A 16,696-nucleotide genomic window follows, 5' to 3' on the forward strand; every position below is an offset into this window, starting at 1 on the left:
AAAAAGGGCCTATAACGAAATATCACAAAATTCCAATCACTACCTTTGACTGATAGACGAAACTATGTCACTTTATTTTTACGTAAAAGGTGGTGAATATTGTTGGATTTTACAATTGATGGCCGTGTTGTTCAAATGCTAGAAATGTTTCAAAAAAAATCCTATTGTTCTTTGGATTATCTTGCCAACTCATTGGGAGTCAGCACGAGAACAATCCGCAATTATATTAAGCTACTTAACAGTGAACTGAATGGGATTGCAGCCATCAAAAACGAAAAGGGAAAAGGCTACCATTTGTTTATTGAAGATGGCCATATGTTTGATGATTTCATTGAAACCGTTTCTAAGAAGAAAAACATGCTGGATTCATCACAAAGGCGTATCGCTTTTATCATTGATCGATTAATCAACAGCAAAGGAAGGAATACGCTGGATGAGCTCGCTTTTGACATGAATCTGGGGAGAACAACTCTTGTAAATGAAATAAAAAAAGCTGCCGTAGCGTTGGAATCTTACAATTTAGCCATTCATGGAAAACCGAACAGCGGGATGAGCCTAAAAGGAAATGAACTGGATATCCGTTTTTTTATATTAGATAACGTCTATGACTATTTATACGGGGATTACCCGCTGGATGAAGATATTAAAGAAGAAATAATGAAGATTGCCAATCACTACAATTTAGAGTCTACCACCCAAAAAAAGTTAATGCAATTTATTATTGTCATGTTGGATCGTTTTATAAAAAATCATCCTCTTACGGAATTGGATGAAAAATATAACAAACTATTAAATACACAGGACTATTCGATTGCTTCAGAAATCGTTTCCGTAATCGAACGGCATTTGCCGGTTGAAATTTCACAACCTGAAATACTGTTTATAACATTGCCGATCGCGGGAAGAAGAACGCCGACAAACATTCGAACAATTGCAGACATTACAATTTCCGACGATATTAAACGTCTCTTGGACTTAATAATCGAACAAGTAGGGTTTGATAAAAGCATTATTTTCGAAAATGAAACATTTTTCAAAGATATTCTGTATCATTTAACCTTTATGCTGAACCGCTTGATGTTTGATGTGCGTTTGAAAAATCCGCAGCTGGCTGATGTGAAGGAGAAGTATCCTGTCGCCTTTAAATTGGCCGAAATTGCCGGGCAAGTAATTGAGAAAGAGTATGGACTGAAGGTTCCTGAAGATGAGCTTGGCTACCTATCCTTGTATTTCGGAGTATTCATTGCCCAACATGATGAAATAACGAGAGCATTAAAAAAAGTTGCAGTCATTTGCGGAACCGGGCGGGGATCTGCCAAATTAGTCTCTATTCAACTGCAGCGCATATTAAATCCAAATACTCAAATTGATATTTACTCTGAAATTGAAATTTCAAAAGAGCTTTTGAATCAATACGATATGGTCTTTTCAACAGTAAAGCTTCATTTTGCAATTGATCCACCTGTCATCATAATTAACGAAATCTTTGACGAAGCGAGTGTTTCTAGGCAAATAGAAAAGATGACCTATCGGAAAAAATTTAAAATGAAAGATTTTGGCAATCACCGTTCAATTTTAAAACTTTTACTCAACAAAGATAAATTCTTCGTCTTAGATACAAATAAAGGCTACCACGAAAATGTGAATGATATGATCGACGTTTTAGTCAAGAAAGGCTATTTGGACGAAGGGTTTAAAGAGAGGCTGAGAGAAAGGGAAGAGAAAGGATCAATGGTTTTTGACCGGTATATATCCTTGCCGCATACAGTTAACTACAAGTCCAATCAGATTGAAATGGCGATCGGTGTTTTTCCTGAAAAAGCAGTGGTTGACGGGAAGGAAATCAAGCTTGTCTTTCTGTTGGGAATACCGGAAAAAGCCGATAATGATGCAAGCCTCCTGATTAAAATTTACGATGAAATCATCAAAATCGCCTCTGATCAGAAACAGGTAGAGGAATTGGCCGGTGCAGCCAGCTACGAAGATTTTACAAAATGCCTCGAACAAGCAAGCAGTTCATCATCAATCTTAGGGATGTGATAGGATGCAATTGATCATCATTATGCTTTTTATAGCAGGAGCATTTATCGTGCAATTGGCATTAGGTTATTTTCAAATTAAACATTTTGCCAAAGCGTATATAGAGCTGCGAAAGATTGGAAAAGTGGCAATCGGAAAGCGCCCCGGCAGAATTCGGGCGGGCACCATTGTATTATTTGCCGTTTCCGACAGCGGGAAGATTCTGAAAGCAATGAAAATACAAGGGGTTACAGTTTTAGCGAAAGTTCGGGAATTGAAAGGCTTTACGGGCAAAAATATAAAAACGCTTGGAGAAGCCGATATGGCTCATTGCAACAAGCTATTGAAATCAGCTATTTTGGATGCGGTCAGCAATTATAAGATTATTATGAGCGGCGGGGAAATTCCCGAAAAGCCGAGTATCTTTAAACGAATCATGATGCAGGCAGAAAACATTGTTTCGGTAAAAAAATCATGAAGAGGTGAGGAACGTGGATATTATTGTTACGATTGCTGAAGGTTTTATGAATTTGTTTAAAACTGGCGCAGAAACATTTATTTCATGGATGCAAAGCATTGTTCCGCTCGTGTTGCTATTGATGGTTTGTATGAATACATTCATTCAGCTTATTGGAGAAAAGCGGGTCAATAAACTTGCGATGGCATCTTCTAAAAACCCGTTGTTAAGATATTTAGTCTTGCCGCTTGTCGGTTCATTTATGCTAGGAAACCCAATGGCGTTGTCATTAGGACGTTTTTTGCCGGAAAGATATAAACCGAGCTATTTCGCTTCAGGTGCATATTTTTGCCATACCAGCAACGGTTTATTTCCACATATAAACCCAGGGGAATTATTTATTTGGCTAGGTATTGCGGCTGGAATTGAGAAACTAGGTTTAAGTACTGCAGAATTGGCTGTCCGTTATTTCCTTGTCGGTCTCGTGATGAACTTCTTCGCAGGATGGATTACAGATTTTACAACTAGAATAGTAGAAAAACAGCAAAATATTAAATTGAAAACAGAAGTAACGTTACATCATCGTTAGAAAAGGAGGAGGAATGGGAAATGGCTAAATATCGGTCGATAAAAATTGTGAAGGGCAGCGGCGGTTTTGGCGGACCGCTCATCATTACACCGACGGAAAAAAGAAATAAAATTGTTTATATTACCGGAGGAGCAAAGCCTGAAATTGTAGACAAAATTGCTGAACTGACAGGTGCCGAGCCGGTCAACGGTTTTAAAACATCAGTACCGGATGAAGAGATTGCGCTTGCAATTATTGATTGCGGCGGTACATTACGCTGCGGCATCTATCCGCAAAAACGCATTCCAACTGTCAATATTATGCCAACAGGAAAAAGCGGACCGTTGGCCCAATATATTACGGAAGATATTTACGTTTCAGATGTGGGGTTGGATCAAATTCAGCCCGTTGAAGAGAGTGCTAGACAGGCGGCTCCGGCTGAAGAAAAAATCCCGGAAGAAAAACCTGAAAGAGAGTTTAAATATAGCAGTGATAAAAAGATTTCTGAAACAATGGCAGCAAGCTCCAATAAAAACTTACTAACGAAAATTGGACTTGGCGCAGGAAAAGTCATTAGCACGTTCTATCAAGCAGGACGTGAAGCAGTGCAAACAATGATTAACACGATTATTCCGTTCATGGCTTTTGTATCATTGCTGATTGGAATTATTCAAGGTTCAGGAATCGGAAACGTATTTGCCAAGATCATGTCGCCGCTGGCTGGCGATATATGGGGATTGCTCTTAATCGGGTTTATCTGTTCATTGCCATTTTTATCCCCTTTGCTTGGACCTGGAGCAGTAATCGCTCAGATTATCGGGACGCTGATTGGAGTGGAAATTGGCAAAGGGAATATCCCGCCAAACTTGGCGCTGCCAGCATTATTTGCCATCAATACGCAAAACGCCTGTGACTTTATACCTGTAGGTTTAGGACTTGCAGAAGCAGAACCTGAAACAGTAGAGGTCGGTGTACCGTCCGTCCTTTATTCAAGATTCTTAATCGGGGTTCCAAGGGTGTTTGTCGCTTGGCTGGCAAGCTTCGGACTTTATGATTCGTAAATTTGTAATTATAACATCATGAGTTTTGCAAAAATCTGACATATGGGAGGGAAGGCACAACCGTAACAGGTTTGTGCCGACTTTATGACAATCATTTATAAGAATAAAATAAAAGGAATCGGAACAATGGCCGATCATTTTTTGAAAGAGAAAATGATTATTTTATTTGGCAATGAAGCTCCGCAGGATCTGAAAGATTTTTGTTATGTCATTGATGTCGTAAAGGCGGAAGGAGTCATTCAAGCTGGACAGAAGCTTTATATTAATAATGAAAAATTTGAAATCACGTCTGTCGGCGATGCTGTGCAAAGAAACTTAACAACATTGGGGCATATTACTTTGCGCTTTGACGGATCGACAACACCGGAACTGCCGGGCACTTTGTACTTGGAAAATAAAGATATCCCTGAAATTGGATTGAATACCGAAATAAAGATTGCAAGTGAATAAAAATTTTGATATTTTCCATTCATCATTGGCTATTCATCCGACTTTTTTCAATAGGAGGGAAAAATGAGGCTGAATAGATTCAGTGAATGAATCATATACATAAAAGATTTTTTGCAGCTTCAATGGATAAACTGTGAAAGATTTAAGTGAAACAAGTAAATAAGACAGCAAACCGGGCACCCATTTTTTGCCCGGTTTTTTTGGCTTTTTAATTCTTTCTCTTAACAGCAGTTTGCTTGCCGGCAATAATTTATGATCACTACGCCTTGACAACATTGAAAATAAGAAAAAGTCACGCAAGTTGTCCGGAATCATTTTCTATATGGAAGATTTGAGGTACAATTAAATTGGCAGAATTAGTAAGAAAAATTCCGAATCTTCTTTGGTTAGATGGGATTTGTTCACTGTCCATTCAAGCCAACTCAAAGATTATGATGATCTGCAGGCGGGAGCTTAAGATGAAAGGAAAGATTGGACAAAAAGTCCAGCTGGCACTAGTGGTTGAATACTTATAAGTATGGAACGGTTGAAGGAGAACTTTTGCCTGCTTACTTTATCACTTTAACACAAGAAATGGATGAAGGAATTAGTGAGTGTATCTAATTACAACTTAATTGCGAGCGCCGGAAAATCTGAAGGCTCGAGTTATTTAGGAAACATATATTTTCAAAAATTAATGGATTCCGCCGAGAGCTCCCAAATTTTTATAGTAAAGAAGGACTTGAAAAAATGAAATTAATGATGAATCTTTTTATTTCGTCTACTATGTATGTCTAGTCGCATTCATCCTGACCATCCCGTACATTTCCACAGATGCTAATATCTTTAAGCTAATCTTGTTTTTACTAACACTAGGGGTGTTTATTCTTTTATGTACTTTTTACATCGTCCTTTCTTTTAACAAAAAGTTTCGAGCGGTCTTATATAAACGTAGGATGTATGTGCTTCGGAATCGTTGCATTTTTGACATTAGGGCATGTAGCTTATGCCAGAACAGACAGCATCGCATTCCTGATGGCTATTTTTATTGCTTCAAGCGTTTTAAACTTTAAAATAAAAAACATCCCTGAAGATGTTAGTTCGATCTCATAAAAGAAGTCAAATTGTTTTATAATATGGGGCTAGCATTGGAGAAAACACCTCTCTATCATGCGGTTACTAAACTGGACTATATGTTTGCTGCCTTTTGTATAGTTGTTTTTATCGCAGGAAATATTTGTATTTTTGCCGGAGTTGTAGGCATCATATTGATTTTATCGATTAAATATGTGCAGCATATCAAAAAAGAATTTTTAAAAAGCGGGTTCATTTCTGTAAAAGAAACGTATTTATCCATTGTCGCTTATTATTTCTTTTATTTAATTTCGATTGTTTGGGCTTTTTTATTCCTAACCTTTCCATCCTTTTAGTTGGAGCCGCTAGTTTATTGGCGATCAAAATATATACTCGCAGAGTTGCTGACAAAGTTTATGAAGAACAAAACGGATCGAATAAATGATGTAAACAGCAAAATGAAAAAAACATTGGAGGCTGGCTTAACATATAATCCCTCATCGGTTTATGGCAGGCTTTAAAAATATGTAGACTATAACTGGGAGTAAACTTTGTATTTTTGTGAAAATTTTCTAACTAATACGAAATCATACTTGACACATCGGTTTTATTTAATATAATGAGTACTAAACTGAATATGCTTACCGGACAACCGATAGCCCTTGATTGGAATAAATTTATTTTTATTCCGCCAAGGGCTTTTTGTGTTTTTAGGAGTTAACTTTTGAAATGAAAATGATTGGAAAGCTCATATTAAATCAATTGATTTTCGCATATGAGAGATTTAAATAGGGAGGCTTTTACGATGACTGTTCATTTTTACTGGTTTGCACCAACTAATGGAGATGGTGAATTTTTAGGATTGAAAGTGCCCGATCGAAAACCGACTCTAGACTATATTATTCAAGTAGCACAGACAGCAGAAAAAGCAGGCTTTGAAGGAATCCTAATTCCAACAGGCATACCTTATCTAGATTCATGGTTAGTTGGCTCAGCTATTATTCATAATACAGAAAAAATCAAGCCGTTGATCGCTTTCCGCCCAGGTTTTGTAGCACCTACTGTTGCTGCTAAAATGTCAGCAACTCTCGATCAATTTTCTGAAGGAAGAATACTTGTCAATGTAGTGACTGGTGGTTCAGCAAAGGAATTAGGTCAAGACGGTGATTTTTTAGAGCATGATGATCGATACCGACGCACGGATGAATTTCTTGAAGTTATTAAAAAAGCATGGGCTGGTGAGGAATTCGACTATCAAGGCGAGTACTTTATGATCAAACAAGGGAAATTAATTCCGCCTATTCACCAAAGCCCAAACATTCCAATTTATTTTGGCGGTTCATCTGATATCGCCAAAGAGATTGCTGCAAAGTCAGCCGATGTCTACCTTCAATGGGGTGAACCTGTAGAACAAATTAAACAGCAGATTGAAGATGTAAAGCAGAGAGCGAAAAAATATGGCAGAGAGTTAGAGTACGGTGTTAGAATTCACATCGTTGTTCGGCATGACGAGAAAGAAGCATGGGAAGCAGCAAATCATATCATCAGCAAGATTGATCACAGCGTTCAAAACAATATGAATCATTATTATGAAACGACAGATTCCGTTGCTCAAAAAAGAATGAATGAATTGACAAAGCAGGGAGATCGCTTTGACAAATACGGATGGTCTGGAATTGGAAGAATAAGAAAAGGTGCAGGAACAGCTCTTGTGGGCACTCCTGAACAAATTAGAGAAGGTTTGCAAGAATATATAAATGCAGGTGTAACACATTTTATTCTCTCTGGATTCCCTCATTTTGAAGAAGCATCCAGATTCGGTGAAACAGTTTTGCCTTTATTTAAAGAAAAGGTCTTAATTTGAAAAAAGTTATTATATTGAATTTGCAGCTGAAGGGATGAAACAGTATGAAATTTTCGATTTGGGGCGCCAACTTGTCTGGAGGATTCCTTCGTTCTAAAATCGAGCAAAGTACAGATGGAAGCATAGAATATAATCGGCAGCTTGTTCAAGTTGCTGATCAATTGCGTGTAGATTCCATTCTTTTTCCTGTTCGTTATGTTGGGAATATTGGCGGAAATCATTCGGCAAACAGCGGCCAGCTGGATCCTTTATCAGTCGTTGCAGCTTTAGCAGCCGAAACAAGCAGCATTCATTTTATTGCTGCAGTATTACCCGCATTTATTCACCCAGCGACATTAGCCAAAATAGGAGCCACGATTGACATTATTTCCAACGGGAGATTTCATATAAACCTAGTTAGTGGATGGTTTAAAGAAGAACAAGAAATGTTCGGATTAGAATGGATCAAGCATGAAGAGCGGTATCGGAGGTCAACGGAATATTTGGAGGTTCTAAAAGGGTTGTGGACTTCCGATAATTTTTCCTATGAAGGAAAGTATTATCAAATTAAAAATGCTACATTAACTCCCAAACCGATCCAAAAACCTTATCCCGCTATTTATCAAGGAGGAAATTCTAAGGAATCACAAGAAATGGCAGGCCGTTTATCAGATTATTATTTTATGAACGGTGCTCCTATAGAAGAACTTGAGGAACAAATAAAATCAGTCAGTGAAATTGCGGCGAAATATGGCCGCCAAGTAAAATTTGCTGTCAACGCATTTGTTATCGCTAGGGAAACAACAAGCGAAGCACTGAAAGAATATCAAATGATCATCGATCACGCAGATGACGCAGCTATTACTTTGTTAAAAAAACGAAGAGAAACAAAAGGTATGTGGAAAAACGCTACAACGATTAGTGATTTTATAGCCAATAACGAAGGCTTTCGAACAGGTCTCATTGGGAGCTACGAAGAAGTTGCACGGAAAATCATTGACCTCGAATCAATCGGAATCGACAAAATTCTATTAACCTTCCGCAATCCGTTGCAGGAACTACCGGAATTTTATGAAAATGTCATCCCTCAATTAAACTATAAGGCTGTTGAACTACAATAATATGAATGATGTAACGAATCTTAGATAAATTGTATTTGGAAACTGGCACTGTCGCTCCAAAACGAACAATATGCTTACACCGATGCATAATAAAAACAAGCATACAAGCGGTTGAGCTATATATCTAATGACATAAAAAAATTGCTCGTATATGTTGATAATATAAAAACAATTGAACGTTTTAGGATCATTTAAAATGATGACCTGCCGATGCTTTTTTTGATACAAGTGCTTTATAAAAACTGATGCTTTCATGGCATATAAAGAAGCTAGTTTGGCAGGTATTCAAACATCTTTCCTTGGGTAAGTCTTCTTTTTTAAAAATAAGGGAGAAGATGAAGCAAGGATTTTTTTATTTTGATTGAGGGAACATTCATTTTTCTAGTTGAAGTGAGTGAAAATGGGCTGGACAAAATAAGAAGGCATTTCGCCAAGGCAAAATGCTTCAAATTGAAAAAATAGGCGGGCATTCACCTTCTTTTTGATTCAGGAAAAAAGTTTCCAAATTTGTAACTGAGAGCAATTTTTTTGCGTGATAATATTTTTATATTATAATAATTATAACTTAATAATAGATAAAGAGGTGTTTCCTATGTCTATTTATCAATTTGAAGTAGAAAAAGCAAACGGCGAAAAAGTTTCTTTAGCAGAATTTAAAGGTCAAGTGCTCTTAGTGGTGAACACCGCTAGTAAATGTCGATTTACATACCAGTTTGAAGAATTGCAAAAGCTATATAAAAAATATCATGATCAAGGTTTTGAAATACTAGGATTTCCATGCAACCAGTTTGATCAACAGGAGCCGGGAACAAGCGATGAAGCAGCTTCTTTTTGCCAATTAAATTATGGCGTCACATTCCCGATGTTTGCAAAAATCGACGTGAACGGAAAAAACGCTCATCCATTATTCGAATATTTGAAAAATGAGGCGCCGTTCCGCGGATTTGATGAATCGAATACGGCAGAAAAGCTATTAAAAATCAAACTAGCAAATGAATACCCTGAATGGCTGGTTGGCAACGATATTAAATGGAATTTTACAAAATATTTAATTGATGAAAACGGTCAAGTCGTGAATAGATATGAACCATGGGACGAACCGATTGATTTTGAGCAAGATATTCAGAAATTATTGAAAAACTAATTCCGGTTGAATCGTTTTTTCATTCGACCGGTTTTATTTTTATGTATAAGGATGCTAGCAAGAAGCTGCTAGTTCTTTTGCCTGTTTCACTCATCTTTCAATTACTGCGTCAGCGGCTAGAATGTTGAAAGATATCAAAAAAAAGTGACACCGTTGAAAGCGGTGTCATTTATCATTTTTTTAAACTTTTGTATTCTCGATATTCTCAATAGTAGACAATTTAGTTGATGATTCAGAGCTTTCCAAAGAAGCGGACTGAGGCTGATGCTCGTTTATAAATGATACGCTTATTGCAGCGATTATTCCAGGTATAGCAAAGGCTAAGAAATTTTGGAATGTAGAAAGTTGCATAGATAATAAAACTCCCCCCATTATTGGACCGACAATAGCTCCCAGTCTGCCAATCCCCAATGCCCAGCCGACACCACTTGACCTGATTGTCAACGGATAATAGTTAGATGCGTATGCATTCGAAATTATTTGAGTGCCAATCGTAGCTGCTCCTGCTATTCCAATAAGAAAATATAAAAAGAGAATATGTCCCTTAAAGCCTAACAATGTTAATGAGACGGAGCCTAGGACAAAAAAGAGAATTAAAACTTTCTTTGCACTCCAACGATCAGCCAGCCATCCTCCAAAAATCGCACCAAAAATTGCTCCTAAATTTAGCACCAGTAAAAACATTAAACTAGAATTGATAGGGTAGCCGGATTCCAACATTAATTGCGGCAACCATGTGTTTAGTCCATATATCATTAATAAACACATAAAAAAAGAAATCCATAGTAATATAGTGCTTAATGCACGTTTTTCATGGAATAATTTCATTACTGAAATTCCTTGCTGTTTTTCTTTATTGGAAATTACAAAAGAATCTCCATCTTGAAATTGTAAGCTTGGATTAATACGTTTTAATACTTTTTTAATGTTTTCGGCATTTGATTTTGCTAATAAGAAATTAGAAGATTCTGGTAGCGTCTTGTATAAAATAGGTAAAAAAAGCAAAGGGAGTCCTCCTACAAAAAACAATGATTGCCATCCGAATTTTGGCAAGAGGAGAATGGCAAGACCAGCTGATAACATTCCCCCTAATGAATATCCACTGAACATAATGGATACTAACGTACTTTTCAAAGGTTTAGGGGAGTATTCAGTTGTTAAAGCAACAGCATTTGGCATAACTCCGCCTAACCCAAGTCCTGCAATAAACCGATAAATCCCAAATTGACCGGGTCCATTGGAAAAACCGATTAAAAAGGTAAAAAAGCTAAAAAGCGCTAAACAAAATAAAATAACATTTTTTCTTCCAATTTTATCAGCAAGCGGGCCAAAAATTAAAGCGCCAAACATCATTCCGATTAATGCATAACTTCCCAACGCCCCCGCTTGAGTAGGTGTTAAAGACCATTCTTTTATTAATATTGGGATAGCTGAACCGTATATAACTAGATCATATCCGTCAAACATAATGATAAAGCCACACCAGAAAACTAAAAGAAAGTGAAAAGAATTAAATTTGGCTTCGTTGACGACCTTTTCGATGTTAATGTGCATACATTTACCTCCCCATATAAAATTTATTATTTTGCCATTACCTTGTCGCATGTCTCATTTTGACTCACGAAATCTTTCCCACTGAATTTACTTTCTAGGAGCAAACGCAGCGTTTGATTGTAAGAGCATACACCCTCCTCAATTTTGTTAACTTATGTTTAACTAAATTAAATAATGTTGTACAATATATTAACAACTATCCAATCTTTTGTAAATAATTTTCTATAAATTTAGAATAGAAATTCTTATCAAAATAATTATTGACAGAAAATGATGAAAGCGTTTAATATTTAATTAAACAATAAACAACATAGTTAAACTATGTTTAACAATTACTGTGAGAGGGTGTTTTGCATGAAATTTGGTTTTTTTACTTTGACTGATAATCCCATTGAATACGGTGCTGAAAGGAAAGATCCAAATCAGCTCATTAAAGATGTTGTAGAGCAAGGAGTGTATGCAGAAGAATTAGGTTTTAATTCTGTATGGTTGCCAGAACATCATTTTAGTGTGTTTGGTGTTCTTCCATCTCCTTCCATGGCACTGACATATATTGCAGCGAAAACAAAAAAAGTAAAACTAGCTCCAGCAACAGTCTTATTGCCGGCAAGCCATCCAATTAGAATGGCAGAGGAATATGCGCTTTTAGATTTATTAAGTGATGGAAGAGCCATTTTCTCGGCTGGAAGAGGGTATGACAAGAGGGAATATGACGTATTTCAAGTAGATTTTAATAGAAGTAGAGATATTTTCTTTGAGCAATTAGACATTATTAAAAAAGCATGGACAGAAAAATCTTTTTCATATAATGGAGAGTTTTATCAATTCCCAGAAGTTGAGTTAACGCCAAGACCGATCCAAGATCCACATCCACCAATTTATGTAGCTGCATTTAGTCGACCATCTATAGAAAAAGCTGCAGAAATGGGGGAAAATGTTATATTTGCACCATTTGCAGCTACGATGGTTTTTGGTAGTGTACAAAATGCTGTAAATGAGTTTAAAAAATTATCTGAATCGAAAGGTTTTAAAGGAAAACAAGCACGTTGTTCATATTTCTTAAATGTAGTAGAAAGCGAAAAAGAAGTAGAGGAAACGAAACAAAGAATGCTGAAATATTTCAATGGATTAGTACCTGCTTTCCCTTCTGATCCGAGCACGGCACCTCCGCATATTCGTTATTTTGTTGATATAGTTTATAAACTTAAGAACATGAAAACATCTGATTTGAGTGAGCAAAGCATTATTGTTGGCGATGCAGAATACTGCGTGGAAGTGTTGAAAAAAGTGGAGGCTGCAGGAATAGAAGAAGTTATTATTTATTTTGATTTTGGAGGTCTATCACACAAAGAAACTTTAAAATCGATGGAGCGATTCTCAAAATATGTAATGCCGCACTTCCAAGATTCAAATATCTCAATTTCCGCTCGGTGATTAATGAAGTAAGAGGGGGCAGTTCCGCAGAAATGTCACCCTCTTTCATTTGAAACAGTCATATTATCATTCTAGTTTCAGGCCATATATACGTGAGGCAAGATAAGCAGGAAAGATGAAAATATGATCCAATGATTTTTTTATTAGTAATATCGTCATTCTTTCACAAGAAAATTTTGAAGGGTGATGATGTTTTTGAATATTGAAAATGCTATACTTGAATATTTAAAAGCACATCCGGGAGCAAGTGCACAAAAAATGCTAAAAAACTTAAATGCAGCAATTAATACCAGATCTACACAAATAAAACAGGATACTTTGCAAACAATCGTTTTTAAAAAACTTAGAGTTTTAAAGAGAAAACAAAAAGTCTTAAATAAAGGAAATTCTTGGTATATATGCAATTAAAATAGAAACTGTATTGTGAAATATTTATTGGTGTAAAGGGGAAAGAATTATGCTGAAAACCGATAAACAACTTTTATTTAAAGAAGTGATGGGAAATTATCCTACGGGTGTAACGATTGTTACGACGACGTCTGAAGATGGAAAGCCCGTTGGACTAACGGTTAACTCATTTGCTTCTGTATCGTTAGATCCTCTAATGGTGCTTTGGTGTATTGATCATAAAGTTTCGTCTTTTAATGATTTTATTAAAAGCGGACAGTTTGCGGTTCACATACTTGCTGGTGAACAGCAGGAACTATGCAAAACTTTTGCGAGCAAAGGTGTGGATCGCTTTAGCAAATGTCATTGGGCTTTTTCTGACAATAAGTTGCCGATTATTGAAGGAACTTTTGCTGTTTTACAGTGCAAAACATACAAAACTGTAGAAGCTGGAGACCACACTATTTTAATAGGAGAAGTACAGGAAATTCAAATCGATAGCAATAAAGACCCAATGTTGTACCATCGTAGACATTTTGCTTCCATACCGCCGGAGTTTTACACAACTAAAAATTAATGGTTAAGCTTGTAGACGGGAGGAATTCAATAAGTCTACAAGCTTTTTGTTTTTAAGAAAATGTGATCAGCGAACCAATACATTTTAAAGTAATCGTTTTATGTGCAAAGATGTTTCTACAAAAAATTTGAAGATTAAAATAAAATTCAATAAACTCTCCATTTTCCTGAAGTATCGTCAATAATTTTATGTGCGTTTTGCGTGTGATTATAGTTATTTTATTAACAATCATCACATTAGTTAGGAACCATTCTTTTCTCTAGCCGCAATGCGAGAAAACCTCAGCCTTTTTTTCCATTATATTTCCTATGTATGAATAAAATGTTTGTTGGAGAAAGATAAGATCCTTTCCGTTAGAAGGAGGAGTTTCTCTTAAAAACTAGGTGGAAAGGCAAGTTAGATGCAAAAAGGACTCTCTTCCTGTATTGTGATAAGTGCACAAATCACACACAAGGAGGAAAGAGAGAACTATGTAGGAGTTTATCACAGGTGGGCAAAAACATTAAAAGAGATCGAAATGGAATTATAAGATTTTTTCAGTAATCTGAGATTATTGATATGATAAAAGATATAGAAGCGCACTTTAAATAAGGTCGATCAAAATTCCTTATGGTAATATAGATAACAAAAAGTGGAGAATGAGGGGAAACTATATGGAAATGGAAAAAAAGGGAATAAAATCAATTGAGGTAGGATTTTCTATAGTTAAAGCTGTATCCCGTTCCGACGAACCATTAACTATTACAGAGTTATCTAAAATATGCAATATGCCAAAAAGCCAAATTTATCGTTATCTTGTAAGTTTATGCAGAATTGGTTTTTTAAAAAAAGGTTCTGACTTACGATATGCCCTTGGAGATGAACTCATTTCGATTGGCATTCGTGCCATGGAAAATGTTGATATACATATTAAGGCTCAGCCGTTTATTAAACAATTAAATAAGACATTAGATGAGACTATTGCGTTAGCTATTTGGATTGAAAATGAGGGGCCGATTTTTATCAGTTGGGAAGAAAGCAGCAAACTAATTAAAATTAATGTTCGAGTCGGATCGATCGTTCCTCTAACGACTAGTGCAACTGGAAATATTTTTGCTGCTTTTTATCCAGAAACTAAAACAAAAGATTTAATTGATCGTGAGCTTTCCAAAAATCAAATGAATCAAAAGCAATTAGAGGAAACACTATCAACAATAAAAAAAGAAGGATATGCTTATACTCAATCGTATTTGCCTGGAATCACAGCTATTTCTGCCCCAATTTTCGGACCAAATAAAGAGCTCGTCGCAGCATTAACTGTGATTGGTCTATCCGGTGTTATAGATATATCTGAAAATTCTATATACACCAAGGAATTATTGAAGACAGCAAAAGAAATTTCCCGTGAACTAGGTTATTAAGCTTTAATTTGAAATAAGCTCCATTCGACTTAGAAAACATTGCAGGGTCATGATTTGAAAATATGAATCAGATATGCCTAACTAAAATGTAATCTAATTTTAGATCAACATGTTGAAAAGAATATGAAGCTGTATGATTTTAAGGTTCAAGCTGATTTCCTCCCCTCTCCATTGAATTTTAGGAAAGGGGTTATTTGTTTTTCAATAAAGAGCTTAGATGTTTTTATGTGAAGCGCTTCGATTAACAGCACCTTGTAAGCCAGATTACCTGTGGATTTTTCTCTGAAGCGGCAAAGACAACAGCGTGATCCGTGACCGAACCCCAGGAATAATTGATATTGTGTTGTTTCCCTTACAAGTTGTAAATAAATTGGCAGACCCTCTTTTACAAACCTTTTAAAAAAAACATATAATATGTTTATACAGTTCTAAATTTTCCAAAGGGTATGGCAAAAATGGGGATTTGGTTAAAGTAAGCGTCTGCACTGCAAAGACTGGAATAAATCACATAACTTTTTTTTTCGCTTTGTATCAAATTTTAAAGTCGGGGGTTTTAAGCGGTTTATTTGGTTCGTCAAAACAAAGGGGGAGTAAAAATATGGAGCTTCGCAAGCAAAATTATGAAATCATCCCGATTATCGTCGATGTTCCGTCTAATTTAAGAACGATCAACTTTTTTTTAGTGAAAGCAAAAGAATCCCTTGCTTTAATAGATGCCGGTTTGGATCATGAGGCTTGTTGGAATGCATTGTTGGAAGCGCTGCAAAAAAACGGGTTGGCTTTGCATGACTTAACCGAAATCATTTTAACTCACAACCATATAGATCATGTCGGATTAGTGAATCGAATCATTGCGGATCACCCCATTCAAGTTTATGCCCACAAAAATGCGATCCCGCGCTTAAAGAGAGACCGCCAATTTCTTGAGATGAGGGTGGAGTTTTTTTCTAAATTATATGAGGAAATGGGATGTCATGAAGCAGGAAGAAAGCAGGTCGATTATTTAAAAGAATCGATTGTGAAAAACAGAAAACTTGCTATCCAAGCGGAGATCATTCCAGTCGAGAACAGCCATTTGGATTTTCAAATTATCGAGGTGCCCGGACATGCTCCGGATCAAATTGCGCTGTATGATCCAAAGCATCGTTGGATGATTTCAGGTGATTTGCTGATTCAGCATATATCCAGCAACGCACTTGTCGAACCCGATTCTTTTGGACGGCGGATGCCGACTTTACTCCAGCATAAACATTCTTTAGAGAAAGTTTCGGATTTGCCTCTCGATCTCGTATTTCCGGGACACGGCGTATTCATTCAAGACCCGAAAGATTTAATAAATAAAAGATTAAAAGGGATTGAGAAAAAAGCAGAAAAAATTATGAATCTCATTTTAAACGGGGTAACAACCGCGAGCGGTCTAGCCCAAGCCTATTATGGAAATAAGTATTCGGAGCAGTTTTCGCTTGTGATGTCTGAAATTATAGGACATCTAGATTATTTGGAATTAAACGGAAAAATTAGAAAGAAGATGGAAAAAGGAGTTTGGCATTATTCCATTAATAAAGAATAATAGAAGGTTTTTGATTGGCTGTTGACGATGAAAATTTTTTCTTGTATTTCGCAAGCTG

General features: G+C 36.3%; 15 protein-coding genes. 14 read left to right on the plus strand and 1 reads right to left on the minus strand.

The window, feature by feature from the left end; translation table 11 throughout:
* Positions 1-99 precede the first annotated feature (99 nt).
* From NSQ61_RS17415 to NSQ61_RS17455, 9 genes are all read left to right on the plus strand, one after another.
* On the plus strand, positions 100-2,040 hold the full coding sequence (locus NSQ61_RS17415; RefSeq protein WP_340807684.1) for a BglG family transcription antiterminator: 1,941 nt from the start codon (positions 100-102) through the stop codon (positions 2,038-2,040).
* Between the two features lie 4 nt (positions 2,041-2,044).
* Positions 2,045-2,497, plus strand: coding sequence for a transcriptional regulator GutM (locus NSQ61_RS17420; RefSeq protein WP_186439333.1), 453 nt, complete (start codon positions 2,045-2,047; stop codon positions 2,495-2,497).
* A gap of 13 nt (positions 2,498-2,510) precedes the next feature.
* Positions 2,511-3,065, plus strand: a complete 555-nt coding sequence (srlA, locus tag NSQ61_RS17425; protein ID WP_066251165.1) for a PTS glucitol/sorbitol transporter subunit IIC — start codon at positions 2,511-2,513, stop codon at positions 3,063-3,065.
* Between the two features lie 20 nt (positions 3,066-3,085).
* Positions 3,086-4,105: a PTS glucitol/sorbitol transporter subunit IIB gene (srlE, locus tag NSQ61_RS17430; protein WP_339197790.1), complete on the plus strand. Its 1,020-nt coding sequence runs from the start codon at positions 3,086-3,088 to the stop codon at positions 4,103-4,105.
* Between the two features lie 84 nt (positions 4,106-4,189).
* The gene (locus NSQ61_RS17435; RefSeq protein WP_063388881.1) at positions 4,190-4,555 is read left to right on the plus strand and encodes a PTS glucitol/sorbitol transporter subunit IIA; all 366 of its coding nucleotides are present in this window, start codon (positions 4,190-4,192) and stop codon (positions 4,553-4,555) included.
* 1,127 nt (positions 4,556-5,682) lie between these two features.
* On the plus strand, positions 5,683-5,964 hold the full coding sequence (locus NSQ61_RS17440; RefSeq protein ID WP_340807686.1) for a hypothetical protein: 282 nt from the start codon (positions 5,683-5,685) through the stop codon (positions 5,962-5,964).
* A 449-nt stretch (positions 5,965-6,413) separates the two neighbouring features.
* Entirely contained in the window at positions 6,414-7,472 is a 1,059-nt protein-coding gene (locus NSQ61_RS17445; protein WP_340807688.1) for an LLM class flavin-dependent oxidoreductase, read from the plus strand.
* Between the two features lie 44 nt (positions 7,473-7,516).
* Positions 7,517-8,572 (plus strand): LLM class flavin-dependent oxidoreductase, encoded by a 1,056-nt coding sequence (locus NSQ61_RS17450; protein ID WP_340807691.1) that lies wholly within the window; start codon positions 7,517-7,519, stop codon positions 8,570-8,572.
* Positions 8,573-9,164: 592 nt separating this feature from the next.
* Positions 9,165-9,716, plus strand: coding sequence for a glutathione peroxidase (locus tag NSQ61_RS17455; protein WP_063388877.1), 552 nt, complete (start codon positions 9,165-9,167; stop codon positions 9,714-9,716).
* 180 nt (positions 9,717-9,896) lie between these two features.
* Here NSQ61_RS17455 and NSQ61_RS17460 read toward each other — a convergent pair whose 3' ends face one another.
* On the minus strand, positions 9,897-11,270 hold the full coding sequence (locus NSQ61_RS17460) for an MFS transporter (protein WP_340807693.1): 1,374 nt from the start codon (positions 11,268-11,270) through the stop codon (positions 9,897-9,899).
* 354 nt (positions 11,271-11,624) lie between these two features.
* Between NSQ61_RS17460 and NSQ61_RS17465 the strand changes: the two genes are divergently transcribed.
* The 5 genes from NSQ61_RS17465 to NSQ61_RS17485 all read left to right on the plus strand — a co-directional run bounded on the left by NSQ61_RS17465 (position 11,625) and on the right by NSQ61_RS17485 (position 16,638).
* Positions 11,625-12,704 carry an LLM class flavin-dependent oxidoreductase gene (locus tag NSQ61_RS17465; protein ID WP_063388875.1) on the plus strand — a complete coding sequence of 360 codons (1,080 nt, stop codon included), beginning with the start codon at positions 11,625-11,627 and terminating at the stop codon, positions 12,702-12,704.
* Between the two features lie 195 nt (positions 12,705-12,899).
* The gene (locus NSQ61_RS17470; protein WP_144597393.1) at positions 12,900-13,112 is read left to right on the plus strand and encodes a hypothetical protein; all 213 of its coding nucleotides are present in this window, start codon (positions 12,900-12,902) and stop codon (positions 13,110-13,112) included.
* A 49-nt stretch (positions 13,113-13,161) separates the two neighbouring features.
* On the plus strand, positions 13,162-13,668 hold the full coding sequence (locus tag NSQ61_RS17475) for a flavin reductase family protein (protein ID WP_063388873.1): 507 nt from the start codon (positions 13,162-13,164) through the stop codon (positions 13,666-13,668).
* 653 nt (positions 13,669-14,321) lie between these two features.
* The gene (locus NSQ61_RS17480; RefSeq protein WP_063388872.1) at positions 14,322-15,068 is read left to right on the plus strand and encodes an IclR family transcriptional regulator; all 747 of its coding nucleotides are present in this window, start codon (positions 14,322-14,324) and stop codon (positions 15,066-15,068) included.
* 598 nt (positions 15,069-15,666) lie between these two features.
* The gene (locus NSQ61_RS17485; RefSeq protein ID WP_340807695.1) at positions 15,667-16,638 is read left to right on the plus strand and encodes an MBL fold metallo-hydrolase; all 972 of its coding nucleotides are present in this window, start codon (positions 15,667-15,669) and stop codon (positions 16,636-16,638) included.
* The last annotated feature ends 58 nt before the right edge of the window (positions 16,639-16,696 follow it).

The organism is Aeribacillus sp. FSL K6-1121 (assembly GCF_038003725.1).
GTDB lineage: Bacteria > Bacillota > Bacilli > Bacillales > Aeribacillaceae > Aeribacillus > Aeribacillus composti.